Here is a 24,972-nt window from a genome sequence, read left to right on the forward strand (position 1 = left end):
CATAATTTCTACTTAGATTCAAGATGTAGAGTCACTTTTCTTTCTTTGGGACAATACTTTAAGACTTCAATCTTATCTGGATGTGTTTTGGAATTCTTACTGGTTAGATAATTCATGCTGCCACAAGAGGAGCATTTTAGATTTATTTTTACACGCACTAGATTTTCTGTATTTGATACTATTTCAATCTAAGATGATTTGAACAAACAATACCAAAATTCTCCTTCCTAACAATGTTAATTTATAGACACATTTCTTCAAACAACTGAACTACTTGAGCTATCAACTGTTCCTGATTTCCATTATTGTCTAGACTGTGACTAGCCAGACTAATTTTTCTTTCTAAAGGCCATTGAGAATTTAAACGGGATTCAGCTGCTTCTTTTGAAATTTGGTCCCGTTTCATTAATCGCTCCAATTGAACATCACGATTTACATAGACTAGCCAAGTTTCGTCAAACCATGAAGCATAGTCCTGCTCGAAAAGCAGTGGAATATCCATGAAAAAGATAGCTTCTGTCTGAGCAAACTGATTTCGTAATGCAGCTAACTCCTCACGAATAATCTCACCTTGGGTTCTCTTAGACCATTCTTGCTCTTCAGGATTTGAAAAAATAATGCTAGCAAGTAAGGGGCGATTCAGTTCACCATTTTCAAGAAGGATTTTCTCCCCAAAATGCTCCACTAAAACCTGATAGAGTCGTCCACTAGGTTTTTGTAGTTGGTGGACGACTGCATCCGCATCTACAACTTGAAACCCTTTTTGTCTTAAAAATTCTGTGACAGTGGACTTACCTGACGCTATACCCCCAGTGATACCAATTATTTTTCCCATCACTTCCTCCTTTGACATTTTGGACAAAAGTGAGTTCCACGACCACCAAGCTGAATCTTTTCGATGATGGTTCCACAACGCGAACAAGATTGACCTGCCTTGTCATATACTTGATGCGATTCCTGCATGGTCCCATCTTCTCCAAATGCATTGGTATAAGTGCGAATGGTTGAACCACCCTTTTCAACAGCCTGCCCTAAAACATTGATTGTTTCATCATGGACTTTTCTGACCTCTTGCGGTGTTAAACTATTAGAGGTTCTAGAAGGATGAACTTTTGCTCTCCAAAGAACTTCATCAACATAGATATTTCCCAATCCTGCAACGAGAGTCTGGTCCAGTAAATGAGATTTAATGGGCTTTTTAGATTTTTTCAAAGCTAGTTTAAAACTTCCTAAATCAAAATCCTTCTCAGTGGGTTCCGGACCAAGTTTCTTGGACAAAAAGTAAGTTTCTAAAAGTTCAGGAGCTAGCAACTCCATAGTCCCAAATTTACGGACATCCTCATAGACTAAAGTCCCACCATCTTCAAAATGAATCAAAACATGGGCATGCTTACGTTCGGGAACTTCATCAGGATAATAAAAATATTTCCCTTCCATTCTCAGATGTGAAATCAAGACCTTGTCTGTCAGATAAAAAAGCAAATATTTCCCACGGCGCCCCATGGCCTGAATGACTTGACCAGGCAATTCCTTCCGAAATTGATCCAAATCTGTCTTAATCATCTTGGGATAACGAATATCAATAGTTGAAATCTTCTTGCCAAGAATCAATTTTTCCAATCCTCGTCGGACAGTTTCAACTTCTGGTAATTCAGGCATAGCTCCTCCTTCTCTAAAAACAAGAAGCAGGCTACAGCCCACCTCTTCTTAATATTCTTTTTCGTTGTAACCAAAATCGGCAAGATCTAATTTCTTATCGCGCCAATTTTTCTTAACCTTGACCCATGTTTCTAGGAAGACCTTGTCTCCTAACATGAGTTCGATATCTTTACGAGCCATGGTTCCAATTTTCTTGAGCATGGCACCGCCTTTACCGATGATGATTCCCTTTTGGCTGTCACGCTCAACCATGATGGTTGCTCGGATATGAACCTTGTCTGTCTCCTTATCACGTTTCATAGAGTCTACCACTACCGCAACTGAGTGTGGAATTTCTTCACGAGTTAAGTGTAAAACTTTCTCACGAATCATCTCTGATACTAGGAAGCGCTCTGGGTGGTCTGTGATTTGATCGGCTGGGAAATATTGGAAACCTTCTTCTAAGTTTTCGCTCAAAATATCAATCAAACGCGAAACATTATTTCCTTGCAGGGCTGAAATCGGTACAATTTCTTTAAAGTCCATTTGACTACGGAAGTCATCGATTTGCGCCAAGAGTTGGTCTGGGTGCACCTTATCAATCTTATTTACGACGAGAATGACTGGTACTTTAGCTGCCTTGAGGCGTTCGATAATCATATCATCACCCTTCCCACGTGGTTCATCTGCTGGCACCATAAAGAGAACCGTATCGACTTCTCGAAGGGTACTGTAGGCAGACTCTACCATGAAGTCTCCAAGGGCTGTCTTTGGCTTGTGAATCCCTGGTGTATCGATAAAGACGATTTGTTCCTTATCGGTCGTGTAGATTCCCATAATCTTGTTGCGCGTTGTTTGCGCCTTATCACTCATGATGGCAATCTTTTGCCCCATGACATGATTCAAAAAAGTTGATTTCCCGACGTTAGGACGTCCTAAAATGGCTACGAAGCCTGATTTAAATGTCATAGTTACCTCTATAATGTTTAAAATAGCAAATCCCAAATCCTAGGGATGAAAATGATAAGTCCAGTCACTGCAGCAAATAAAGACACTACAAGAACTGCACCTGCAGCCATGTCTTTAGCTTTCTTTGCAAGCATATCGAAGTGATAATGGCTAGCCAAATCCACTACATTTTCAATAGCAGAATTCAAAATCTCAAAAGCAATTACTAAAAAAATGCTTAATAAGAGAAAGAGCCATTCAATTCTGGAAACTTGAAAAACAATGCCTGCAAGTAGAACTAAGAGAGAAGTCACTGCATGCTTTCTCATATTACGCTCTTCTTTTATGGCAGTAAAAATACCTGTCAGGGCAAAATCTAAACTTGAGAGCAAATCGCGATTCTTCCATTTTCGTTTATTGTCTTGTGAGTCCATAGGCTGTTAAAATTTCTTCTTGTAAACCGAACATCTCCGCTTCTTCTTCCGGAGTGTAGTGATCATAACCGTTTATGTGTAAAAAACCGTGCACAGCTAAAAAGCCCATTTCACGTTCGAAACTATGACCGTACTCTTCAGCTTGCTCAAGCGCTTTATCAATTGAAATGAATAACTCGCCGATATAAGAATCAAATTCTGACATCATTTCTGCTAAGTCAGGATCTTCTGCCAAATCCTCTTCATCAAAGGTAATCTCTAATTCAGGTTTGTATTCAAGGCTAATAACATCTGTTGGACGGTCAGTAGCACGAAACTCTAAATTGAGTTCATGACTGCGTTCATTGGTCACAAAAGTGACTGCCATCTCCTTGTCTTCTTTTCCAATCTTTTTAGCAGCAAATTCCAAAATTTCTTGAGTTTGCTTTAAAATTTCTTTAGAAACCTGACCAGTTTCATCTACCATTTCAATATACATGCGTTTCTCGATTCTCTTTACTTGGCTTTATTATACCATATTTCTATGATTTTATTCTACCTTTTTGATATAATACTATGGAATACATTCATAAGGAGAGAACCATGTCATTTGATGGATTTTTTTTACACCACATGGTTGAGGAATTGCGAGCTGAACTACTAAACGGTCGCATTCAAAAAATTAATCAACCCTTTGATCAAGAATTGGTCTTACAAATCCGTAGCAATCGCCAAAGTCATCGTCTGCTCCTTTCTGCTCATCCTGTTTTTGGGCGCATCCAGTTGACAGAAACGACCTTTGAAAACCCTGCTCAACCTTCTACCTTTATCATGGTTTTAAGGAAATATTTACAGGGTGCTGTTATCGAGTCTATCGAGCAGATTGAAAACGATCGAATCGTTGAAATCACTGTTTCTAACAAGAATGAGATTGGAGACGATATTCAAGCCACCCTCATCATTGAGATTATGGGTAAACATAGTAATATCCTCCTCGTAGATAAGTCTAGCAACAAAGTTCTTGAGGTGATCAAGCACATTGGTTTCTCTCAAAATAGTTACCGTACACTCCTACCTGGTGCAACTTACATAGCCCCACCAAGTACAGAGGCCCTAAATCCTTTTACCATTAAGGATGAAAAACTTTTTGAAATCCTACAAACACAGGAATTGACAGCTAAAAACCTTCAAAGCCTCTTTCAAGGTTTAGGCCGTGATACGGCAATTGAATTAGAGAATTTATTAACTGATGATAGGCTTTCCAATTTTCGTGGCTTTTTTAAGCAAGAAACCAACCCATGCTTAACTGATAAGTCTTTTTCTTGTGTCCCTTTTTCAACTAAAATCGAAGGACATTTTTCAAGCTTATCTCAACTTCTTGATGTTTTTTACAAAGATAAGGCAGAACGTGATCGCGTCAAACAACAGGCTAGTGAACTCATTCGTCGTGTTGAAAATGAACTACAAAAAAATCGTCAAAAGCTTAAGAAGCAAGAAAAAGAACTTCAGGCTACTGAAAACGCTGAGGAATTTCGACAAAAAGGTGAATTACTAACGACTTTTCTTCATCAAGTTCCAAATGACCAAGACCAAGTCGTCTTAGATAACTACTACACCAATCAGCCAATTACAATCGCACTTGATAAGGCTTTAACACCAAATCAAAATGCTCAAAAATACTTCAAACGTTATCAGAAGTTAAAAGAGGCTGTCAAATACCTGACTGATCTAATTGAAGAAACCAAGGCTACCATTCTTTATCTGGAAAGTGTAGAAACCGTTCTTAGCCAAGCTGGTTTAGATGAAATTGCTGAAATTCGTGAAGAATTAATTCAAACAGGCTTTATTAGAAGACGCCAACGCGAAAAAATTCAAAAGCGTAAAAAGCCAGAGAAATATCTGGCTAGCGATGGGAAAACCATTATTCTCGTTGGACGAAACAATCTTCAAAACGAGGAATTAACCTTTAAGATTGCACGCAAAGAGGAACTTTGGTTTCATGCTAAGGATATCCCAGGAAGCCACGTGGTCATCTCAGGAAACCTCAATCCTTCTGACGAAGTCAAGACGGATGCTGCAGAACTCGCAGCCTACTATTCGAAAGGCCGTCTTTCTAATCTTGTTCAAGTGGATATGATTGAGGTTAAAAAACTCAATAAACCGACTGGTGGAAAACCTGGTTTTGTTACCTATACCGGTCAAAAAACTCTTCGTGTTACACCTGATTCCGAGAAAATTGAATCCATGAAGTTGTAATATCAGTCTTATTTTAAAAATATTTTTACTTCACTTTTACACAAAAATAGGAGGGGAGCTCAATGCTACGGCATATTAAATCAACTATAACTATTATATTCGGAGCTGCTATCTTCGCCTTCGGACTTACTTATTTTGTTGTTCCACATCACTTGTTCGAAGGTGGAGCAACAGGGATAACCTTGATTACCTACTATCTCTTTAATATCCCTATTTCGCTGATGAATATCTTAATTAATATCCCTCTCTTCCTACTAGCTTGGAAAATATTTGGACTAAGATCATTGTATTCCAGTCTACTTGGAACCATTGCCGTTTCCGTCTGGTTAGCTATCTTTGAAAAAATTCCTCTCCAGTTTAACCTTGAAGGAGATCTCGTTGTGGTTGCTTTAGTAGCTGGTGTCCTCCTAGGTGTTGGACTCGGTGTTATTTTCAACGCAGGTGGAACAACTGGTGGTACTGATATCGTCGCTCGTATCCTTAATAAATACACCAATATCTCTGTTGGAAAATTGCTTTTTGGACTTGATTTTCTGATTCTAATGTTGATTTTAATCATCTTCCAAGACCTACGTCTTGTAACCTATACTCTCTTATTTGACTTCATCGTTTCAAGAGTTATTGACTTAATCGGTGAGGGTGGATATGCTGGAAAAGGATTTATGATTATCACTCAAAAACCGATGGAATTAGCCGATAAAATTAACGAAGAACTCGGTCGTGGTGTTACCTTTATCTCAGGACAAGGCTACTATAGCCAAAAGGACTTAAAGATTATTTACTGTATTGTCGCAAGAAATGAAATCGTGAAGATGAAAGAAATGATTCATACAGTTGATCCGATGGCCTTTATCACTATCACGGAAGCTCACGAAATCCTTGGAGAAGGGTTTACTTTCCCAGCAAGAGACGAGGTTTCTTAACCTTAAAATAAAAAAGTAACTTCAATAGTTGAAGTTACTTTTTTTGTCATATCATCAATTATTTTTCTGCTGTAAGTGCAGCCATTGTGATGTAGTTGTATGGTTTATTGAAGTGTGGCAAGAAGAATAGGTCTGTCAATGCTAATTTATCAATTGTAACGTGTTCTTGAATTGCAAGTGAGAACATGTGAATTCCCATGCTAATTGCTGAATCACGAGATACCATTTGAGCACCAAGGATTTCACGGCTGTCTTTATCAAAGACGATTTTGATAGCTACTTCATAGTTGTCATGCTTCATAAATTCTGGTTTTTGAAGGTCGTTAAATCCAGTTTCAGTTGCGTTGTAACCAGCAGCTTTTGCTTTTTCAAGTGTCAAACCAGTTGAAACCATGTTAAGACCATAGATTGAGATACCGTTTGATCCTTGAACACCGATTCCTTCAAGCTCATGTCCACAAGCATTGTAAGCACCTACGATACCAGTACGAACAGCGTTTGATGCAAGAGCGATGTAGCTAGTGTCTTTACGAGCGTTGTCATAAACAGTCGCACAGTCACCAACAGCATATACACCTGGGATAGATGTTTCTTGTTTCTTGTCAACAAGGAAAGCACCGTTACGGAAGAGTTCGATCTTACCATCAGCAAGTGCAGTGTTTGGACGGAAACCAACTGCAAGAACAACCATATCCACGTCAAATGTTTCTTTGTCAGTGATCAAGCGTTCAACTTTTCCTTCACCTTCGATAGCTTTAACAGTTTGACCAAGTGCCAAACGGATGTTGTGGTCTTCCAAGTTTTTAGCCATCATTTGTGTGAAGTCTTTGTCATAGTATCCGTTCAATACAGTGTCAACGATATCAACAAGGACAACTTCTTTTCCAAGACGTTCGAAAGCTTCAGCAAGCTCAACACCGATGTAACCACCACCTACAACAGCGATACGCTCAAGGTGTTTGCTATTGTCAGCAAGTTTTTCGATAACTTCTTCTGCGTTTTGGTACAATTTAACGAATTGTACGTTTTCAAGAGTTGCTTTGAACTCACGGTTACCTTTAACGATTTCAACGCCTTCGATCGGTGGCAAGATTGGAGTTGAACCAGTCGCAAAGATCAATTTGTCATAAGACTCTTTGTGTTCTTGACCTTCAACTTCTGCTGTCACAACTTTATTGTCATAGTCGATTGAAAGAACAGGTGAGTTCATGTAAACTTTAGCACCTTTTGCTTCCAATTTTTCTTTATCAGAGTAGAACAATCCTTCAGCTCCGTCGATTTGTTCACCAATCCAAAGAGCCATTCCACATCCAAGGAATGAAATGTTTGAGTTTTGGTCAAATACAACGATTTCGTTTTCGTTTCCAAAGTTGTCCAACATAGTGTTGATACATGCAGTTCCAGCGTGGTTAGCACCCACGACTACGATTTTACTCATAAGATAAATCCTACCTTTATTTTTTTATTTACCTCTCAAGTATACCATTATCTGTTAACGTTTTCAAGACTTTTGACCCGTTTGATGTTATTTAAGAAAGTTTTTGAAAGATATATCAATTTGTTTTCAAAGAGTTCTTATTGATTTGGAGCTGTTTTTAATTTTTTAAGCATATTTCTTGACTTTTTGTAAAAAATGATTTGTGAAAACGCTGACTTTATGATATTCTATTTATATGGAAATAGATTATAAATTTTAAATTTCTTATTCATTCAAGATTTGTAGCTATTTCCCAGTGATTCGAAGGGAGTTGATTCTTTGTCTCTTAGTTCATCATCTGAGCGATTAATGGGAACTACGATTACTATTTCCTTAGTACATGAACAAGCCGATAATCTTCTCCGTCAAGCTTTTGATTTGCTCAAGGAACTTGAATTCCGCTTCAATGCTAACAGTACTGAATCTGAATTAATGGAAATTAACTATCAGGCAGGTATTGCCCCAGTTAAAGTCCACCCTGATTTGTTTGAGCTGATTTCATTAGGTCTAGAACACAGTCTAGCTCCTAAAAGTCATCTCAATATTAGTATAGGGCCTTTGGTTCAAACCTGGCGTATTGGTTTTTCCGATGCAAAGGTTGCAAGCCCTGAAGAAATTGCTTCAGCCTTAGCACTAATAGACCCTCATTTTATTAAACTCGATTCAGTCAATTCTACAGTTTTCCTAGAAAAAAAGGGAATGAAAATTGACTTAGGGTGTTTAGCAAAGGGGTACAGTGCAGATAAGGTTGCAGCTTTCTTAAAAGAAAACGGCGTCACTTCTGCTCTTATCAATCTTGGAGGAAACATCCTCACAATTGGGAACAACCAATCAAAAGATGGACGTCCGTGGCAAATTGGCATTCAAGATCCAAATAATCCACGCGGTAATCACCTGATGACCTTATCTATTACTGATAAATCAGTGGTTACATCTGGGATTTATGAACGGCATCTTGCAATCAATGGCAAGGATTATCATCACATTTTCGATAGTGAAACAGGCTATCCTATTGAAACGGATTTAGCTAGTTTAACCATTATATCTGAACGCTCTGTTGACGGCGAGATATGGACCACACGATTATTTGGCGAACGTAGCGCCTCTATTATGTGGCAAGTCGAAAATATTGATGGTATCGAAGCCATCCTCATTGACAAAGATGGACGCTTAGCTTGTTCATCTGGTATCCAACGATAAATCATTAATAATGCAAAAAGAGAAAGGAAAGCCCATGCTTAAACTTATTGCTATTGTAGGAACTAACTCAAAACGTTCCACAAACCGCCAACTGCTTCAATATATGCAGAAACACTTTGCTGATAAAGCAGAAATCGAATTGGTAGAAATTAAAGATCTACCTGTATTTAACAAACCAGCTGACAAACAAATCCCAGCTGAAGCTACGGAAATCGCTGCTAAAATCGAAGCTGCTGATGGAGTTATTATCGGTACTCCAGAATACGACCACTCAATCCCAGCTGTTCTTATGAGCGCTCTTGCTTGGATTTCATATGGTGTATTCCCGCTTTTGAACAAACCTGTCATGATTACAGGTGCTTCATATGGTACACTCGGTTCATCACGTGCTCAATTGCAACTTCGTCAAATTCTTAATGCTCCTGAAATCAAAGCAAATGTTCTCCCAGATGAATTCTTGCTTTCACATTCTCTTCAAGCATTTGATCAAAATGGAGACTTGGTAGATCTTGATGTCATCAAGAAATTGGATGCCATCTTTGATGACTTCCGTATCTTTGTTAAAGTTACCGAGAAATTGCGTAACGCACAAGAACTTCTTCGCAAAGATGCTGAAGATTTTGATTGGGAAAATTTGTAAGATAGGAGATCGAAAGAATGAAATTTGTTGGACTTGTTGGATCAAACTACGATCAATCATATAACCGCAAACTCTTGGAGTTCATCCGCCGTCAGTTTAAATTTAAATTTGAACTAGAAGTTTTGGAAATCGATGAAGTTCCAATGTTTAACCAAGACGAAAAATGGGACGAGAGCTTCCAGTTGCGCCTTCTTTACAACAAAATTACTCGAGCTGATGGTGTGATTATTGCTACTCCAGAGCACAACCACACTATTTCTGCTTCACTTAAGTCAGTCCTTGAATGGCTTTCATACGAAGTTCATCCATTTGAAAACAAACCAGTTATGATTGTGGGTGCTTCATACTACGATCAAGGAACTTCACGTGCTCAAGTTCACCTTCGTAAAATTCTTGATGCACCAGGAGTAAATGCTTACACATTACCAGGTAATGAGTTCCTTCTTGGAAAAGCCAAAGAAGCTTTTGATGCAAAAGGAAATATTATTAACGAAGGAACTGTTAAATTCCTTGAAACTTGCTTAGATAACTTTGTCAAATACGTAGGAGTCGTATCTAATTTGAAAAAACCAAAACCAATTGAACCAGAAGACTTGGATTGTGGAAAACCAATTGCCACAACTATTACAGAAGTTGACCCTGATGATCCAGAATGGGTAGAAAAAGTTGCAGAAATCACAGGAGCTGTATCTGGTGATACATACGTTAAACTTGACCATGGTATCCTTACAGTTAACCAAATCGATATGTTCTTGAAAGCTATGCCTTTTGAATTGACATATGCTGATGACAACAACCAATTCCTCTACTACAACAATGCTCACCAAGATCCAGAAACAATGTTTGCGAAACGTGTACCACCTCAATCTGGTAGCCGTATGTCAACAGTTCACGGATCACTTCCACCTGCACGTATGAAAAACGTTGAGTGGGTTATTGGTACGCTTCGCAATGGCAACCAAGAATACGTACGTACAATTGTTCCTGGTTCACCTGCAGGTGTTATTAATACTCACAACTACCAAGCTATGTACTATCCTGATGGATCATATGCTGGTATCAATGAAATTGTCTTTAACTTCCAACCATGGCTTGACTGGTACTTGAAAGAAACTGGTCAACGTTTGGTAGGCGGTAGCGGACCTTTTGCTCCTGCTGCTGGAGGTCACGGAGATGCCGATGCTACTTCTGGTGCATCTGACGCTGGAGGACATGGTGATGGTGGCCACGGAGCTGCTGATGCTACTTCTGGTGCAAGTAACTAAAAAATAACCTAAAGGAACCATTCGGTTCCTTTTTTCAATAAAAAAATCTCGGTTCACACACAAACCGAGAATTTTTTTATTTATGAATTCGGATCATCAAGACTACGGCCGTGTAAACCTTTTTCTCGTTGCACTTGACGAAGTTTTTCAGGAGTCACATCATTACCATCTTCATCGACGATTTTGATTCCTTCAATGTGGTGACGTACTGAACGACGATAGCCTTCGATATATTCCTCACGAAGTTTGGCTTGTTCTACTTTTTCTTCCGCAGTCAAGCCTTCTGTTTTTTTCTTTTTAGCAAGTTCATTAATACGAGCGATTTTTTCTGGTATCATATTGGACCTCCAATCTATTTTTTAATTTTATTTTGTATTAAGAAGATTAAAAGCAGCTACTGTTTTTGCTTTATTGACAAGTTCAGCTAGAATAGCCAAACGATTATTCTTAATATCAATATCGTCTGCCATAACCATGGTATTGTCAAAGAATGCATCAATAACTGGACTAAGAGCAAATAGTTGTGTTAATTTATCGCTTGCTGAACCTTTCAATTCTAGGTTTTCTACCGCTTGAGCTAGTTCTTTTTCCTGTTCATTTTCAAAGAGACTTGCATCAACTTTGACTGAACCTTCTGCCTTTTCTGCTAGATTAAATGCACGAGATAATGACTCAACTGATGATTTGTAATCTTCAGTTTTCGCAGCTTCTGAAAGAGCTTCTGCTGCTTCAATCATATCAGAGACAACAAAGTTTGAACTTGCGAGAACAGCCTCTTTAATATCTTTTGCAGTAGAACCCATCATCTTATCAACACGAGCTTTGATGAAGTTAAGCACTTCTTCTTGGTTATCGTAAGTTAAACTATCAAACGATAAAGCATAAAGACTGGCAATCAACTCGTCCATTGGAATATTCCATCCAAAGTCTTCTAAGACTCGAACAATCCCTTGTGTTGCACGACGAAGGGCATAAGGGTCGTTTGAACCAGATGGAATCAAACCAACAGAGAAGAAAGATAAGAGAGTATCTAATTTATCGGCTAGTGCAAGTATTGCTCCAACTTTAGATTCAGGAAGAGCTCCGTCTGCTGAGTCTGGAAGGTAGTGTTCACGGATTGCTTGTGCCACTGCAGCATTTTCACCTGCAAGAAGCGCATACTTCTCACCCATGATCCCTTGAAGCTCATCAAATTCACCAACCATACCGGTTAAGAGGTCAAATTTATAAATGGCTGCAGCACGAGCAAGATCAATAGATTCATCAACTGATAGACCAGCTTTTTCTGCTAGCAGGATAGCAATTTGCCCTGTACGAATCATGTGTTCACGAAGTGAACCAATCTTTTCATGGAAGGTAACGTGTGAAAGTTTAGCAATTAAATCTTCAATCTTGAGTTTTTGGTCTTCACGCCAGAAGAATTCTCCATCTTCCAAGCGGGCAACCAAAACTTTCTCATTTCCTCGAATGACATTTTCCAAGTGTTCAGCATTTCCGTTACGAACTGAAATGAAGTTTGGTCTTAGGTTTCCATCAAGATCACGGACAACAAAATAACGTTGATGAGTTTCCATTGAAGTAACCAAAACTTCTTCTGGAACTTCTAGGTATTTAGGATCAAAATTACCCATAAAAGCGGTTGGATATTCGACCAAGTTTAAGACTTCGTTTAAAAGTCCTTCATCAATCTGTACTTGAACGCCTTGTTCTGCTTCAATTTCCTTAATTTGTTCACGAATCATATTTTCACGTTCAATACTATCAGCAATGACATAGACTTTGCGTAAGTCTTCTTCGTAACTATCAGCATGACGGATTTCAACTTCATGTCCAAGGAAACGGTGTCCGCGGCTGACTCTGCCTGAATGAATATCTAAGAAATCTAGTTCAAGAGCTTCATCATCCAAAAGCACTGTCAAAGTGTGGACTGGACGGATGTATTCAAAGGTATTGTTTGCCCAACGCATGCTAACAGGGAAACTTAAGCTAGCCAAGACTTCTGGAATTCCAGTCAGAACTTCTTCCGCTGGTTTTCCAGCTTCATGCTTAGTTACATAGACGTATTCTTCACCTTTGATTTCACGAAATTCAATGTCATCTACAGTCAAGCCTTTTCCACGGACAAATCCTTGGGCAGCTTTAGAGAAATTTCCTTCTGCATCCAAAGCAATTTTCTTAGAAGGTCCTTTAAAATCTTCAGTCAAATCTGTTTGTTGGTCTGCTAAACCAAGTACACGAACAGCTAAACGACGGGGAGTTGAGAAGGTTTGAATCCCTTCATATGAAAGGCGGTTGTCATCCAAGAAGGCTGCCATTTTTTCCCCGAGTTGTTTTTCACTTGGTGTGACAACGTAGGCTGGTAACTCTTCAAGTCCTAGTTCTACTAATAAGTTTTTTGTCATGTTTTTTCCTTTACACAATTAATGTTCTTCAACAAGACCTTTAGTAGTGGGGGACGCAAGCAAACCTTCGGTTTCATTGCTAACTGCCAAGCCTTAAGTCTCGTCAGTTCCCCAATCGGATAAGAAACTTCTTATCCGACTTTCACTACAGCGGTCTTGTTTTATTTAGCGACCTACGGTCGACTTTCAGTCATTTATTCCTGTAATTCTGTCTATTCTTCCTCTTCTGCTAGGAGTTTCGCGCGTGTGGCTTCGTCTAGCAGTGGGTAACCGAGTTTCTTACGTTCTGCAACGAAAGTTTTAGCTACTACACGGGCCAAGTTACGGATGCGGGCAATGTAACCTGCACGTTCTGTAACGGATACCGCTCCACGAGCATCTAGCAAGTTAAAAGTATGTGAACATTTCAAAACGTAGTCATAAGCTGGGTGCACAAGACCTAATTCCAAAGCACGTCCAGCTTCTTTTTCAAATTTTTCGAAGTTTTCAAGAAGCATATCTTGATCAGAAACTTCAAAGCTGTATTTTGAATGCTCATATTCTGGTTGAAGGAAGATTTCTCCGTATTTAACACCTGGAGCCCACTCAATATCGTAAACTGAGTCTACTTCTTGGATGTAAGAAGCCAAACGTTCCAATCCATAAGTGACCTCGGCGGTAACGGGACCTGTTGCTAAACCACCGACTTGTTGGAAGTAAGTGAACTGAGTGATTTCCATACCATCAAGCCACACTTCCCATCCAAGACCAGCTGAACCAGTTGATGGGTTTTCCCAGTTATCTTCAACGAAACGGATATCGTGTTCCAAAGGATTGATACCTAATTTTTCCAAAGACTCAAGGTAGAGCTCTTGGATATTTGATGGAGATGGTTTCATGACCACTTGGAATTGATGGTGTTGGTAGAGACGGTTTGGGTTTTCTCCGTAACGACCGTCTGCAGGACGACGAGATGGTTCTACATAGGCTGCGTTCCATGGTTCAGGACCAATGGCACGAAGGAAAGTATAAGGACTCATGGTTCCCGCACCCTTTTCATTATCATAAGCCTGCATCAGCATACAACCCTGATCATTCCAGTATTGTTGTAAAGTAAGGATAATTTCCTGGAAAGTTAGTTTTTTAGACATATTTTACTCCTTTATATTTTTTATGCGCTCAACTCAGAAAACAAAAAAAAACCGTGCCTTTGCTCCTAAGTCAAGTGACCTAGGGGCGTCAAAAACGCGGTTCCACCCTAATTTATTACTTCATTATCTTTATTAAAATACCAAAAGCGCCACACTTATCTCTCAATCACCTGACTCTCACTATCTCAGGCTCGCTTAGGATTTACCGATAAGATATTCTTTCTTGCGTCTATTATAACAAAATGCAATTAAAAAGTAAAATTATTTTCATAAGGAATCTCCAATAATTCACCTAAAATAGAATTACTAATCTAAAGTCATTCCCTTACATGCCCCTTCTAGAACAAAAAGAAAAACCGCTACTCCTAAGAATAGCGGTTTAATCATGTTTTTAAGCTACAAATGTAGTCGCTCTATTATTTAAGAGTAATTTGAGCGTGATACTCAAAAGACTAAGTGTAAAGCTTGTTTTTTATTACTTTATTTTTGTAGGGGTGTATATGGGGGTGTCGCTCCAACTCCTTCTTGTTTAAGAAGTTGAGTTATTTCAGTTCCAAGAGTTGCATTGTTTGCATTATAGTAATGACTATAGGTGTTTAATGTTGTAGCTTTATCAATTCTTCCAGAACGCTGAGATACTTCTAAAACATCCTTTTTCAGAACATTAATCATAAATGAATCGTGTGAATGACGCAATCCCTTGCCAGTTATTTCTGGAACTCCAGCCAACTTTGCATGACGCTTTAACATTCTTGTCAAAGTACTTTTTACCATTGGTTCACCAAACTTAGATAGAATATAATCCTGATTAGAATTAGAAATCTGAATTGAGCGCCAACGTTCAAGTACTTTTATTGTTTCATCATCTAAGTCTATATATCTTATACCTGCTTCGGTTTTTGTCTGCTCTTTACGTTTATAGACTCCACCCTTTAAAGCTTCTAATGTTGAGTGAACAAAGATACGTTTATTCTCTTTATCAAAATCTGACCAAAGTAATGCAAAACCTTCACTAACACGTACACCAGTCATATAGTACAACCAAGTGGTTGTAAAACGGTGAAGATCTTCATAATCAGTTAAATCAAAAGTAGAGATAACTTTCTTAAACTCTTCAAAAGTCCAGAATTTTGTATCTGGTCTTTTACCTTTTGGATTATCTAGACTTTTACAAGGGAATGTTTTGATATATTCCATTCTCTCAGCATAGCCTAAACATTGTTTAAAACGAATCCAAACACATTTTGCATAATTCGCGGAATACTTATTTATAAGTTCTAAACGAAATTTTTCACAGTCACGAGGTTTAATGTCTCGTAATTTCATTTTTCCAAATCTCTCAATAAATGTATCAAATTGAGTGATCGCGGTTCTATATGTGCTATCTTGTACCGTTTGTTTGTAGTAAGGTAAAAAAACCTCCAACATATACTGTTCAAAATTTAGATTATAATCACTATAATCAAATTTATCGTAAAATTCAACTCTTGCTCGACATAACTCATCATATGCCTCTTTTTCAGTTGAAAAAGATTTTCCCCATATATTTCGATATCTTTTAAATCTTTGACGTTTACCTGTAGCTGATGCTTTGAATTCTGTCTGACAGTAAATTCTTCCTTTACTATCTCTAAATACTCCTTTATATTTCTTTGACATTGCTTTCAATTCCTTTCATTAAGAAAATTGAAAGCCGAGTAATTCTTCCACAATAAAACTAGGTGCAAGATCAAGTCTTTTGTTATCGAAAGGCGATTTACTTAATTTTACCATTTTATTTGAAGAATTCAAAGATTCATCAAATTGATTTATAGCAATCTTTTTAGCTTGCTTAATTATTTCTTTTGAAGCTGTTTTTGAAAAACCAAGCTTCATAATATCTCTATGATTAACTGTCTTCATTTTTATCTCCTATATTGTAGAACTCAGTAATATAACTAATTTCATCTCCTGTACTAATAATATGATTAGTTTTTTTTAAATAATTAGCTTCTAAATCAATATCTAGCCCATTTATAGTCATTACTTCTCCTTTAGTAGCTGTTATTTCAATTGGTTTTTTTATTCCTCTAGAACACCTATAAATCCTGACACCTTTTGGATATAAATATAGGCGTGCACCTTTAATGTATTTTTTTGAATTCTGATTATCATCTATCTCCAAATTAGTTAAATACGCAATAACGTAATTACCAACTTTATCACTATTTTTAAGTCTTTTAGTTTTGGTAAAGCCTTTTTTCCAGCATTCTTCAATAATTTTATTTGGGATATAAAGAAAACTCCTTTTAGGTGCTTTTATAAGCAGATGACAATGCCAACTCCCACTAGCTTGCGGTTCAATAACATTGATATACTCTAAACCTGAATATTGTTTTCTTAAATCTCTTATAAATAATTTAAAATCTCTATATACATTTTCTATTTCATTAGTGTACTTAGCGTAAGTCAATGTTATCCAAAGCTCATTCTTCTCTCCCCTAAAATTATGAGCAATAAGCCTCCTTAATTTTCTCATCGTTATACGAGTAGATTTGATATTATCACTTCGTGTAACACCGCTTGTATTCATATCAAATATTTCTCCAGTATCTAAAACGACATATTTTCTATTCGGAAGTACTTTTATAGTTTGTTTATGTAATCCATTCGAAGTTGTTAATTCAAGTGTATTACCATATCTATAAGATTTAACGATACTTTCTGAATTTACTTTTGGATTATTTATTTTTACTCCTCACTTTCATTATTGTTCTAATGTTTGACGTTTATCAAGTTAAAAGCAATAGAAGCAAGCTTCTATTGCTGGGCACATTTCTTAAAGTAAAGAAAGAGGGACGTTCCACTTGCTCTAGCTCTCTGAGCTGAGCACCCCTATTCTTTACTTTCGAAAGTGCTCTATGAATAATATTCCTCCAATTCTTTTAGAAAGTCAAAATTTTTATCAAAGAATGGGGTTTCAAAATATTTAGGTTTTTCCATTTGCCCAAAAATTTGAACATACCCTCCCCCGATAACTTGAATATTTTTGTAATCATTAAAATTACTGCCAAATATCATTTTATAACCATCTTTTGATAAATTTCCTAATGCAACACGGCATCCTAGCTGATCTCGGATACCTCCATCTAGTATAGATGTATCAGGCCTTTGTAATATAAACTCAATCGTTACACCGACCTGCCTTCCCATCATAATAATGTTAAATAAGTATGAGAATGCTTCTTCTACGATTTTTTTATCGGATACTTTTACAAATGCCGTGACTTCATCAAAAAATAAGACAATAGGTTGTAAGTCAAAATCTGAATAATTTTTTCCAAATGCCGAAGGTTCAGAGAAATATTTGTTGTATCTTTCAAGCATTTTTGAGTTTAATAATCTTAAGATTTTACAAATCTGATTTGAATTAACCGCAACATTTTCTTTTGGAAAACCTTCAACAAATTGTAAAAGACTTAAATCAGCATTTTTGGGATCACAAATTAAAATTTCGGCACCTAAATGTACAAATTCAAGAATCTTTGCATTAATAAACATTGTTTTTCCTGAACCTGTTGCCCCGACTGTTAATCCATGTGAGACTTTTCTAATATCATATGATATCTTTTGAGTTAATTTTATACTATATTTATTATTGGTATTGTTATCAACTAAGTTTGACATAACGAGCCTTTTATCAGGATATTTCTCAAATACATAGTCAGTAAATGTTATTTGATTATGTTGCGTCACTAATTCCTTCCCCAAGAAGGCCTGTAGTTTAGGACCTAAATCTTCAATTCTAGAACTTACTAATCCTCCTTCGTTATATACTCTTACAGTAAATGTATCCTCATTCTTTTTTTCTATCCATTCCATTTCTATTGTTTCAATTACTGTTTCCTCTCCGTTCTTATTAGATTTTGTTATATACAATTGATTTTTCTTAATAAACTTAAAAAGTTTCTGTCGTTTAAGATAGATATCTCTAACACTTAAACCGTAAATAAATAATAAGGATAGAAAGAACTGAATTACAAAAACTACTTCATACGTCTCAGTTCCTAATTTTAAAAACTTAATTGGAAGTACATAAAAATCAAATACTATGAAAAATACAATTGAAATTATACATATTGAAATACTTCCCCAAAATGGATAAAACCAATGTATATTAACCCTTTTCATGCTGTTTATTACCTTGTGGATCTATAATTACATCTGCCGTAATTGACAATTGATTTTGGAACTCACCGTAAACAACCGCTTTAGTAATATTCTCAATTCTACAAATTGTTTTCATTGGAATAAATTTTGAATATTCATCAATTCCTTTATTATTTACAGTAACGACTACTTGCTCTCCCAGATTGGTCTGGCCATTCTGATATTCTGTGGTATCTTTAACAATAAGCAAGCTCACTTTTAATTTATTATCTTGTGTAAGTTTAGAAGCCAAATAAACAAGTTCTTTATTATCAAAAAATAAATTATCAAACTTTAAAAAGTTTCTTAAATTTTTTAATGTCATTTTTATCCTTCTTTCATTATGTAGTCAGTTTAACTTTATTCTTATAAAAGAAAATCAAATTAGTTTTCCTTAAACATAGTTTATAAGTTATAAACTGCTTTATTTATTTTCAAACTCATAGATCGCTAAGTTAATTGCATCTGTAATATCAATATCACTTAACGTTTCTGTTGCCCTTTTTTTACAAAATAAAATTTCCTGGGCACTATTTAAGATTTTTAAAATATCTCTTAAATTATTTACTTTTCTGTCAATAAATAATAGTTTAGATTTTGAGAGTTTTCCATTTTTCCATTTTTCTCTTTTAGAACTATAGTCAAAATTATTATCATTTGTATCTGAACATACAAATTTAAGATAACCTTTATTAATTTTTTCAATAAAATTTTCAATTTTTTCTTCTTTATAGTATTTATCAGTGTAAGTTATCTCATAGATACTTAGACCATATTCCGCTTTGTCATCGAATTTTAACAGTACGAATTTTGTATTATTATTTTCATCAACTACCCAACAGTAATCGTTTGGTTTTATAATAATATTCGAATTTCTTAAGTTATAATCTGATGTAAGTAAAAAACCTTGTATCATTATTTCTCCTTCAGTTTTTCTCGTAAACTAAAATTGCAATTTATATTTTTACTAGCTAGTATCAAAGAAATCTCTATTTCTTTGATAAATTAATTCTAATATATTTTCAACAACTAAAATTATTGAGTGATTTATTAATTTATTTCAAAATAGGTAAATTACTCAATAATTCTAATCTCCTCTTCCTTATTTTTAACTTGACTTTAACTTTAATATTTTTTGTTTTACAAAAATAAAAAAAGTGGTTTTTCCCCACTTTTCATTTTAATAACATTTTAAATTCATCATATTCTAGAAGTGATAACAGATAATTTTGAAGTCTAACCAACGTATCAATACTATTCTGAACATCTTGATTCACTTTCTTTTGCAGTTCATTTAATATTTGTGAATTATTCGAAGTCATTCCAGGTATTTTGACAGAATCACCTAGAAGAATATCCAAATTATCATCCATTAATTGATCAATTTCTTCTAAAGATTTATTATCAGGACAACAAAATGTAGGTGATGCTAAAATTGTAATTGCATCGTTACTGTATAAATTTTGATTACTTAACAATAATGCATTATTTAAAATAGTATCAATTTTTCCCTCAATATATTTATCTTTTTTTTCTAATCTCAAAATAGTTGTATAATATTCATTTTCTAGTTTTTCTATCATTTCCTTAGGTACATTATCAAAACCTGTTGTCTTTACTATTTTCATAATTTCTTTTTCCAGACTACGTTTTTCAATTAAAAAATTCAAATTTACATCATCAGATGAATCTAGAGAAAAACTAAATTTAATTTCTTCATCTTTATACAATCTTAATGGAACTGTTTCTTGAAATGATAATGGTAAATCGGTATCAAGAAAGTTGTTAATTAAATCATTAACCATATATCCAATTTTGAACAATTTATTAGTACCTAATTTATTTTGAGCTCTAGTAAAAATATTATTTATAACTTCTAATTCAATCCATTTTCTTATAAATTGATTTAAATTTCTATACTCAAAGTTCTCAAAAAGTCTATCAATTTCAATAAAATTTTTAAATGAACTAATTAAACTATCTTTTAATATTAACCACAATTTATAAAAATTTTCTGTTTCAAAAAATTTGTTACTAAATTTTGGATCATTTGATTTAATAAACTCATATCTATCCTTATTGAATTGAGCGAAACATGAAGCTAATTCAATTATAGATTTTTGTAAAGTAATATAAAATTTTTCACCAAACTCAGAAGATAATTCATTCTCACTAGAAAAAATATCTTTAACAGTATAAGTATGGAACATCTTAACAAAAAGACAGTAAATAAGTTTTTCTATTTCTTTATCATTTCCAAAAATAATTTCAGTTTCCGATACATTTAGTGATATACAGTAACAATTTAATAATTCTCTAGAAATAAAATTTCCTGATTGCCATTTTTTCCCTTCAATATAGCTCGGTCCACTACTGGCAATATCGCTTTGCTTTAGCCCTTTTTCTTTTCGTAATCTCAAACATCGTTCTGAAATTGAATCTACGAGTACTTCTTCTAAATTAAATTTTAAATCCATTTTATCTCCTAACGAGCTTCATCTAATAAATCGTAGAAAGTATATTCATCAATAATGTCTATATCCTGACCACCAAGTTTCAATTTTTCAGCCTTTATTTGTTTCGATGATTTTTCACCTCTTAAAATTGTATTGTATTCCGTACTCCCTAGAATTAGTATATTTGTTGCTTTTACAACACTATTATCTAAAATAGCACCTAAATCGACTACCTTTTGTTTTGCAGATGATCTAGGCATTCTTTCTAACGTCCCTGTAAATACAACATGTTTTCCATAAAAAAATCCATCTTGATCTATATTATCATCGCTTGGTTTAAAATCTTTATTTGTAATCTTCTTTGACCATAAATTATCTATTTCAATATTTTCTATATTCATTTTTAGTTTTATCTGGTCATACAACTCTTTTGTTGTTATACAATCAGCCATTGCACGATGTTTATTTTTGCTAATTCTTAAATAATCACTTAAGTCTTTCAAACGATGATGCTTCAATTCTGGATAGAGTTTTCTTGAAAATTGTAGTGTATCCATATATTTATTATCTATTTCTTTTTTACAACCCGCCTTTAAAAAGTTGATATCAAAAGAAGTATTATGTCCTATAATGATATCATTTCCAATAAAACTTAAAACATCACCGCTAACCTCCTCTATGACTGGCATATTTTCTACCATCTCATTGCTAATTCCTGTTAACTCTGTTATAAAAGTATCAATTCTATTTTTGGGTTTAATTAGTTGAGAATATTCGTCAACAATTTTATCATTACGAACTTTAATCAAGGCAATTTCAATAATCTCATCAAAATAAATAGAAAGCCCTGTGGTTTCTACATCAATCACACAATAATCACTAACAATCTTTTTAGTATAATTTTTATTTTTCATTCTCTACTCCTTTTTGATATATTAACATCTATAAATATAGATATTATACCATAAAAGATAATTTTTATTAAATTTAAATACTCTTAAATCTTTAGAAAGTAATTTTTAACTATTATCAATTAGGGTGGATTTATTTTATTCATACTTTTCTTCAAAAGCTTTTTTAAAAACTAATTTAGTTCGAATGTCCCCCCATCTTTCAGCTAATTTATTCATTAAATCTTGATGGTTTAAAAATCCTAACTCCGAATAAATATAGTAGTCTAAAATTTTTAATAAGCAATTATTATAAATTGATAACTCTTCCTCTGTTAGAACTCTTCCATTATTCTTAATATTCTCATCATAATGAATATAGTAATTCCTAGTGTTTGCTAATACCTTTGGAAAATCGATCCTTTTAATATCCCCTGTAATAAAATAAACCTGATACTCAGCAATAAGTAAGTCTGAAAGTCTGCTTTCAAGCGTTATAAATTTTTTAGATTTTCCTAAAAGGAAACTTTCCATCCCATCTGTACGGTCATCTGTAAGGTACTTAACTCTGTTTTTAAATTCTTCGATTGAACCAGCTTTAAACCTTGAATGATATGTTTCTAGAGCTTGAACCACATTTAAAAATAGTCTAACTGGTGATATCCCTTTTGTATACAGTAATTCTATATAGAGATCTAAGACTGGTTTTAATTTAGAATAAGACTCGAAGTAATATTTAAAACTATTATTCTCTATCAAATCAACTAAAGAAAATGTTTTCAATATATATCTGCCATAATAACTTCCCTGAAATCTATCCTTTCTTATAATTGGACTAATAATATCTAATGTTCGAGGTATCTTGCAACCATTATCATATACATCGAATTCTAAGTCAGATAACCCTTGGATTTTATGAACTTTAACTTCTTCAACTAGTGTCAACTCAATTAATCTCTTAATTTTTTCAAATAAATCAAAATAGTCTTCTAAAGGGGCCTCTTCGATAAATTCAATTTCAATCAATGTTCTTTGATTAAGTTCTATTTTATCTTTAAATAAATGAGATTCATGAACAGGAAGCATAGACCCAAATACTTGATATTTAATTGTCGTATTTTCATCTTTATAAATTAAAGTACTACTGTCAGAATTATAATGTAAACTATAATTATCTTGGATCAAGTAAGCAGTTTTTCCTCCCCATTTCATTACACCACTAATTTCAAAAGAAACACTTTTAAATTTGTTGTTAAATTTTTCTAAAGATCCAAATCCACTTACAAGGTATTCAGCGCCGAAAGAAAAAACAGAGATACCCGCCGAAATATTACTTGAAACCCCTTTTGAACGAAATGCATCAAATAATATAAATTTTGCTCCATTTGATAATTTTACCTTTAATTCATGAATACGATCTGGAAGTTCCAATATACTCGCAAAACCATCATTAACATCTATCTCAAGTAATATTCCTCCTTCTTCTTTATTCAAATATAGGTGACACTGTCTTATTTTCCCTTGTAATTCAACTGAACCACTACCTTGGTAACTTAACTCCATATTGATTCCTCCAAATGATTTTTTTATTAGACAATATTCTTAAAAACAGTATAAAATCGTTTTCATATTACATTCTAACAATCATTATAGCACAAGAAAAAATAAACACCCCCACAAAAAATTGTGGGGGTGTTTGTGGGAAAGTTTCAAAAGAAACATCTCCTATTATATCACCTTTATTAATAACTAAAGGCTTTTAAACTCGGCTTTCAGCCTTAAACAATCGATAATTGATTATTTAAGAGTAACTGAAGCTCCAGCTTCTTCCAATTTAGCTTTAAGTTCTTCAGCTTCAGCAGCTGCAACGCCTTCTTTGATGACACCTGGTGCACCATCAACAAGTTCTTTAGCTTCTTTAAGACCAAGACCAGTGATTTCACGTACAACTTTGATAACGCCGACTTTCTTGTCGCCTGCAGATGTCAATTCAACGTCGAATGAATCTTTAGCAGCACCAGCGTCAGCAGCACCAGCTGCAGCAACAGCTACAGGAGCAGCTGCAGTTACACCAAATTCTTCTTCGATAGCTTTTACAAGGTCGTTCAATTCAAGGATTGAAGCTTCTTTAATTTCAGCAATAATGTTTTCAATGTTCAATGCCATTGTTATTTCCTCCAAATAAATTTAAATTTAATTTTGTTATTTTTTTGTAGCTAGGCTACGATGCGTAGCTTATAATTAAGCTGCGTCTTCTTTGTTGTCTGCAACCGCTTTGACTGCAAGAGCAACGTTGCGCACTGGTGCTTGAAGTACAGAAAGGAGCATAGAAAGAAGTCCTTCGCGGTTTGGAAGAGTTGCAAGAGCAATAATCTCTTCTTTAGATGCGACAGCGCCTTCGATTGCACCACCTTTGATTTCAAGTGCTTCAGCGTTTTTAGCAAAGTCGTTCAAGATTTTCGCTGGTGCGATAACATCTTCGTTAGAAAATGCTACTGCAGATGGTCCAACAAAAACAGATGCAAGATCTTCAAGACCAGCTTTTTCAGCTGCACGACGTAAGATTGAGTTTTTAATAACTTTATACTCAACTTCGCTTCCACGAAGCTCACGACGAAGAACTGTATCTTGTTCAACTGTCAAACCACGAGCGTCAACAACGACGATTGATGCAGCAGCTTTCATTTTTTCAGCTACTACGTCAACTAGTTCCGCTTTTTTAGCAATAATTGCTTCACTCATTAGTGTGTTCACCTCCGTAATTATTTTGCTTGGGGAATTTTTCCAAAAGAAAAACGCGCCCAAACCTAGACACGAAAGTACAATACGCTTCTTTTTACATGATACGTTTTGTCCTCGGTAGGATATTTATGAGTCTAGCTCCCCTACTGTCTTAGGCAGTTTTTTCAAACCGTTTATAAGTATATCACATTTGTTACTTCAAAGCAAGTCTTTTTGTAAAAAAAAATTGATTATTTTTTGTCCTGCTTCTACTGATGTTTATGGAAGAAAATAATTAGATTTTATCATTGAATGGAAAAGATTGGTAGCAAGGTAGTATAGATTAAGAGCGCATGAAATGCTAACATTAGGACATGAAATAAAAATGGTGTGGATTGCGTGATTTGAATATATTGGCCAGATTT

General features: G+C 35.0%; 26 protein-coding genes and 1 other annotated feature. Of the genes, 5 read left to right on the forward strand and 21 right to left on the reverse strand.

The annotated features are described in order from the left end of the window. Positions 1 to 8 precede the first annotated feature (8 nt). The 6 genes from rpmG to ybeY form a co-directional block, all read right to left on the reverse strand. Positions 9 to 158 (reverse strand): 50S ribosomal protein L33, encoded by a 150-nt coding sequence (gene rpmG, locus LG369_RS04690; RefSeq protein WP_007519517.1) that lies wholly within the window; start codon positions 156 to 158, stop codon positions 9 to 11. Positions 159 to 241: 83 nt separating this feature from the next. Further along, positions 242 to 835, reverse strand: a complete 594-nt coding sequence (gene coaE / locus LG369_RS04695) for a dephospho-CoA kinase (RefSeq protein WP_225750411.1) — start codon at positions 833 to 835, stop codon at positions 242 to 244. Then, positions 835 to 1,659, reverse strand: coding sequence for a DNA-formamidopyrimidine glycosylase (gene mutM, locus LG369_RS04700; RefSeq protein ID WP_225750412.1), 825 nt, complete (start codon positions 1,657 to 1,659; stop codon positions 835 to 837). The genes coaE and mutM overlap by 1 nt, the downstream gene beginning before the upstream one ends. Before the next feature lie 48 nt (positions 1,660 to 1,707). Continuing rightward, positions 1,708 to 2,607, reverse strand: a complete 900-nt coding sequence (gene era, locus LG369_RS04705) for a GTPase Era (RefSeq protein WP_225750413.1) — start codon at positions 2,605 to 2,607, stop codon at positions 1,708 to 1,710. 17 nt (positions 2,608 to 2,624) lie between these two features. Next, entirely contained in the window at positions 2,625 to 3,020 is a 396-nt protein-coding gene (locus LG369_RS04710; RefSeq protein WP_004252647.1) for a diacylglycerol kinase family protein, read from the reverse strand. Then, entirely contained in the window at positions 3,001 to 3,498 is a 498-nt protein-coding gene (ybeY, locus tag LG369_RS04715) for an rRNA maturation RNase YbeY (protein WP_225750414.1), read from the reverse strand. Before ybeY ends, LG369_RS04710 begins: the two co-directional genes overlap by 20 nt. Positions 3,499 to 3,602: 104 nt before the next feature. On the opposite strand from ybeY, the gene LG369_RS04720 reads away from it, so the two are divergent. Both LG369_RS04720 and LG369_RS04725 read left to right on the forward strand, forming a co-directional pair. Continuing rightward, entirely contained in the window at positions 3,603 to 5,255 is a 1,653-nt protein-coding gene (locus tag LG369_RS04720; RefSeq protein WP_225750415.1) for an NFACT family protein, read from the forward strand. A 62-nt stretch (positions 5,256 to 5,317) separates the two neighbouring features. Further along, positions 5,318 to 6,178 carry a YitT family protein gene (locus tag LG369_RS04725; protein ID WP_004252643.1) on the forward strand — a complete coding sequence of 287 codons (861 nt, stop codon included), beginning with the start codon at positions 5,318 to 5,320 and terminating at the stop codon, positions 6,176 to 6,178. 58 nt (positions 6,179 to 6,236) lie between these two features. On the opposite strand, the gene nox is transcribed toward LG369_RS04725, so the two are convergent. Beyond that, entirely contained in the window at positions 6,237 to 7,616 is a 1,380-nt protein-coding gene (gene nox / locus LG369_RS04730; RefSeq protein WP_225750416.1) for a H2O-forming NADH oxidase, read from the reverse strand. Between the two features lie 318 nt (positions 7,617 to 7,934). Here nox and LG369_RS04735 point away from each other — a divergent pair, with 318 nt between their 5' ends. Genes LG369_RS04735 through LG369_RS04745 form a run of 3 tightly spaced genes read left to right on the forward strand, consistent with a single transcriptional unit; the run spans position 7,935 to position 10,760 of the window. Continuing rightward, complete coding sequence (locus LG369_RS04735) at positions 7,935 to 8,855, forward strand: FAD:protein FMN transferase (protein WP_225750417.1); 921 nt, start codon at positions 7,935 to 7,937, stop codon at positions 8,853 to 8,855. Between the two features lie 34 nt (positions 8,856 to 8,889). Continuing rightward, the gene (locus LG369_RS04740; protein ID WP_004252640.1) at positions 8,890 to 9,495 is read left to right on the forward strand and encodes an NADPH-dependent FMN reductase; all 606 of its coding nucleotides are present in this window, start codon (positions 8,890 to 8,892) and stop codon (positions 9,493 to 9,495) included. A 17-nt stretch (positions 9,496 to 9,512) separates the two neighbouring features. Then, entirely contained in the window at positions 9,513 to 10,760 is a 1,248-nt protein-coding gene (locus LG369_RS04745) for an NAD(P)H-dependent oxidoreductase (protein ID WP_004252639.1), read from the forward strand. Between the two features lie 80 nt (positions 10,761 to 10,840). On the opposite strand, the gene LG369_RS04750 is transcribed toward LG369_RS04745, so the two are convergent. The 14 genes from LG369_RS04750 to rplJ form a co-directional block, all read right to left on the reverse strand. Next, positions 10,841 to 11,098 carry a DUF896 family protein gene (locus LG369_RS04750; protein ID WP_225750418.1) on the reverse strand — a complete coding sequence of 86 codons (258 nt, stop codon included), beginning with the start codon at positions 11,096 to 11,098 and terminating at the stop codon, positions 10,841 to 10,843. Between the two features lie 27 nt (positions 11,099 to 11,125). Then, on the reverse strand, positions 11,126 to 13,162 hold the full coding sequence (glyS, locus tag LG369_RS04755; RefSeq protein WP_225750419.1) for a glycine--tRNA ligase subunit beta: 2,037 nt from the start codon (positions 13,160 to 13,162) through the stop codon (positions 11,126 to 11,128). A gap of 212 nt (positions 13,163 to 13,374) precedes the next feature. Continuing rightward, entirely contained in the window at positions 13,375 to 14,292 is a 918-nt protein-coding gene (gene glyQ, locus LG369_RS04760) for a glycine--tRNA ligase subunit alpha (RefSeq protein ID WP_000038760.1), read from the reverse strand. 480 nt (positions 14,293 to 14,772) lie between these two features. Further along, complete coding sequence (locus LG369_RS04765; RefSeq protein ID WP_225750420.1) at positions 14,773 to 15,951, reverse strand: tyrosine-type recombinase/integrase; 1,179 nt, start codon at positions 15,949 to 15,951, stop codon at positions 14,773 to 14,775. Between the two features lie 18 nt (positions 15,952 to 15,969). Continuing rightward, complete coding sequence (locus LG369_RS04770; protein WP_225750421.1) at positions 15,970 to 16,194, reverse strand: DUF3173 family protein; 225 nt, start codon at positions 16,192 to 16,194, stop codon at positions 15,970 to 15,972. After that, on the reverse strand, positions 16,181 to 16,864 hold the full coding sequence (locus LG369_RS04775; RefSeq protein WP_225750422.1) for a replicative protein: 684 nt from the start codon (positions 16,862 to 16,864) through the stop codon (positions 16,181 to 16,183). The genes LG369_RS04770 and LG369_RS04775 overlap by 14 nt, the downstream gene beginning before the upstream one ends. A gap of 326 nt (positions 16,865 to 17,190) precedes the next feature. Then, positions 17,191 to 18,462 carry an FtsK/SpoIIIE domain-containing protein gene (locus tag LG369_RS04780; protein WP_225750423.1) on the reverse strand — a complete coding sequence of 424 codons (1,272 nt, stop codon included), beginning with the start codon at positions 18,460 to 18,462 and terminating at the stop codon, positions 17,191 to 17,193. Next, positions 18,449 to 18,805 (reverse strand): hypothetical protein, encoded by a 357-nt coding sequence (locus LG369_RS04785; protein WP_225750424.1) that lies wholly within the window; start codon positions 18,803 to 18,805, stop codon positions 18,449 to 18,451. The genes LG369_RS04780 and LG369_RS04785 overlap by 14 nt, the downstream gene beginning before the upstream one ends. A gap of 99 nt (positions 18,806 to 18,904) precedes the next feature. Further along, on the reverse strand, positions 18,905 to 19,396 hold the full coding sequence (locus tag LG369_RS04790) for a hypothetical protein (protein WP_225750425.1): 492 nt from the start codon (positions 19,394 to 19,396) through the stop codon (positions 18,905 to 18,907). A 259-nt stretch (positions 19,397 to 19,655) separates the two neighbouring features. After that, positions 19,656 to 20,957 carry a hypothetical protein gene (locus LG369_RS04795; RefSeq protein WP_225750426.1) on the reverse strand — a complete coding sequence of 434 codons (1,302 nt, stop codon included), beginning with the start codon at positions 20,955 to 20,957 and terminating at the stop codon, positions 19,656 to 19,658. Positions 20,958 to 20,965: 8 nt separating this feature from the next. Continuing rightward, positions 20,966 to 21,850, reverse strand: a complete 885-nt coding sequence (locus LG369_RS04800; protein ID WP_225750427.1) for an exonuclease domain-containing protein — start codon at positions 21,848 to 21,850, stop codon at positions 20,966 to 20,968. A gap of 135 nt (positions 21,851 to 21,985) precedes the next feature. After that, positions 21,986 to 23,389, reverse strand: a complete 1,404-nt coding sequence (locus tag LG369_RS04805; RefSeq protein ID WP_225750428.1) for a HEPN domain-containing protein — start codon at positions 23,387 to 23,389, stop codon at positions 21,986 to 21,988. Positions 23,390 to 23,623: 234 nt separating this feature from the next. Continuing rightward, positions 23,624 to 23,992 carry a 50S ribosomal protein L7/L12 gene (rplL, locus tag LG369_RS04810; RefSeq protein ID WP_048716072.1) on the reverse strand — a complete coding sequence of 123 codons (369 nt, stop codon included), beginning with the start codon at positions 23,990 to 23,992 and terminating at the stop codon, positions 23,624 to 23,626. 75 nt (positions 23,993 to 24,067) lie between these two features. Beyond that, positions 24,068 to 24,568: a 50S ribosomal protein L10 gene (gene rplJ / locus LG369_RS04815; protein WP_001287271.1), complete on the reverse strand. Its 501-nt coding sequence runs from the start codon at positions 24,566 to 24,568 to the stop codon at positions 24,068 to 24,070. A gap of 38 nt (positions 24,569 to 24,606) precedes the next feature. Next, positions 24,607 to 24,742: a sequence feature (ribosomal protein L10 leader region), on the reverse strand. Between the last annotated feature and the right edge of the window lie 230 nt (positions 24,743 to 24,972).

The sequence above is a fragment of the Streptococcus sp. Marseille-Q4154 genome, assembly GCF_916700545.1.
In the GTDB taxonomy this organism is placed as follows: Bacteria; Bacillota; Bacilli; order Lactobacillales; family Streptococcaceae; genus Streptococcus; species Streptococcus infantis_I.

Bases quoted from the DNA above. Each gene is read 5' to 3' on its own strand.
- coaE (WP_225750411.1), bottom strand. From the start codon at position 835: ATGGGAAAAATAATTGGTATCACTGGGGGTATAGCGTCAGGTAAGTCC.
- mutM (WP_225750412.1), bottom strand. From the start codon at position 1,659: ATGCCTGAATTACCAGAAGTTGAAACTGTCCGACGAGGATTGGAAAAA.
- era (WP_225750413.1), bottom strand. From the start codon at position 2,607: ATGACATTTAAATCAGGCTTCGTAGCCATTTTAGGACGTCCTAACGTC.
- LG369_RS04710 (WP_004252647.1), bottom strand. From the start codon at position 3,020: ATGGACTCACAAGACAATAAACGAAAATGGAAGAATCGCGATTTGCTC.
- ybeY (WP_225750414.1), bottom strand. From the start codon at position 3,498: ATGTATATTGAAATGGTAGATGAAACTGGTCAGGTTTCTAAAGAAATT.
- LG369_RS04720 (WP_225750415.1), top strand. From the start codon at position 3,603: ATGTCATTTGATGGATTTTTTTTACACCACATGGTTGAGGAATTGCGA.
- LG369_RS04725 (WP_004252643.1), top strand. From the start codon at position 5,318: ATGCTACGGCATATTAAATCAACTATAACTATTATATTCGGAGCTGCT.
- nox (WP_225750416.1), bottom strand. From the start codon at position 7,616: ATGAGTAAAATCGTAGTCGTGGGTGCTAACCACGCTGGAACTGCATGT.
- LG369_RS04740 (WP_004252640.1), top strand. From the start codon at position 8,890: ATGCTTAAACTTATTGCTATTGTAGGAACTAACTCAAAACGTTCCACA.
- LG369_RS04745 (WP_004252639.1), top strand. From the start codon at position 9,513: ATGAAATTTGTTGGACTTGTTGGATCAAACTACGATCAATCATATAAC.
- LG369_RS04750 (WP_225750418.1), bottom strand. From the start codon at position 11,098: ATGATACCAGAAAAAATCGCTCGTATTAATGAACTTGCTAAAAAGAAA.
- glyS (WP_225750419.1), bottom strand. From the start codon at position 13,162: ATGACAAAAAACTTATTAGTAGAACTAGGACTTGAAGAGTTACCAGCC.
- glyQ (WP_000038760.1), bottom strand. From the start codon at position 14,292: ATGTCTAAAAAACTAACTTTCCAGGAAATTATCCTTACTTTACAACAA.
- LG369_RS04765 (WP_225750420.1), bottom strand. From the start codon at position 15,951: ATGTCAAAGAAATATAAAGGAGTATTTAGAGATAGTAAAGGAAGAATT.
- LG369_RS04770 (WP_225750421.1), bottom strand. From the start codon at position 16,194: ATGAAGACAGTTAATCATAGAGATATTATGAAGCTTGGTTTTTCAAAA.
- LG369_RS04775 (WP_225750422.1), bottom strand. From the start codon at position 16,864: ATGAATACAAGCGGTGTTACACGAAGTGATAATATCAAATCTACTCGT.
- LG369_RS04780 (WP_225750423.1), bottom strand. From the start codon at position 18,462: ATGAAAAGGGTTAATATACATTGGTTTTATCCATTTTGGGGAAGTATT.
- LG369_RS04785 (WP_225750424.1), bottom strand. From the start codon at position 18,805: ATGACATTAAAAAATTTAAGAAACTTTTTAAAGTTTGATAATTTATTT.
- LG369_RS04790 (WP_225750425.1), bottom strand. From the start codon at position 19,396: ATGATACAAGGTTTTTTACTTACATCAGATTATAACTTAAGAAATTCG.
- LG369_RS04795 (WP_225750426.1), bottom strand. From the start codon at position 20,957: ATGGATTTAAAATTTAATTTAGAAGAAGTACTCGTAGATTCAATTTCA.
- LG369_RS04800 (WP_225750427.1), bottom strand. From the start codon at position 21,850: ATGAAAAATAAAAATTATACTAAAAAGATTGTTAGTGATTATTGTGTG.
- LG369_RS04805 (WP_225750428.1), bottom strand. From the start codon at position 23,389: ATGGAGTTAAGTTACCAAGGTAGTGGTTCAGTTGAATTACAAGGGAAA.
- rplL (WP_048716072.1), bottom strand. From the start codon at position 23,992: ATGGCATTGAACATTGAAAACATTATTGCTGAAATTAAAGAAGCTTCA.
- rplJ (WP_001287271.1), bottom strand. From the start codon at position 24,568: ATGAGTGAAGCAATTATTGCTAAAAAAGCGGAACTAGTTGACGTAGTA.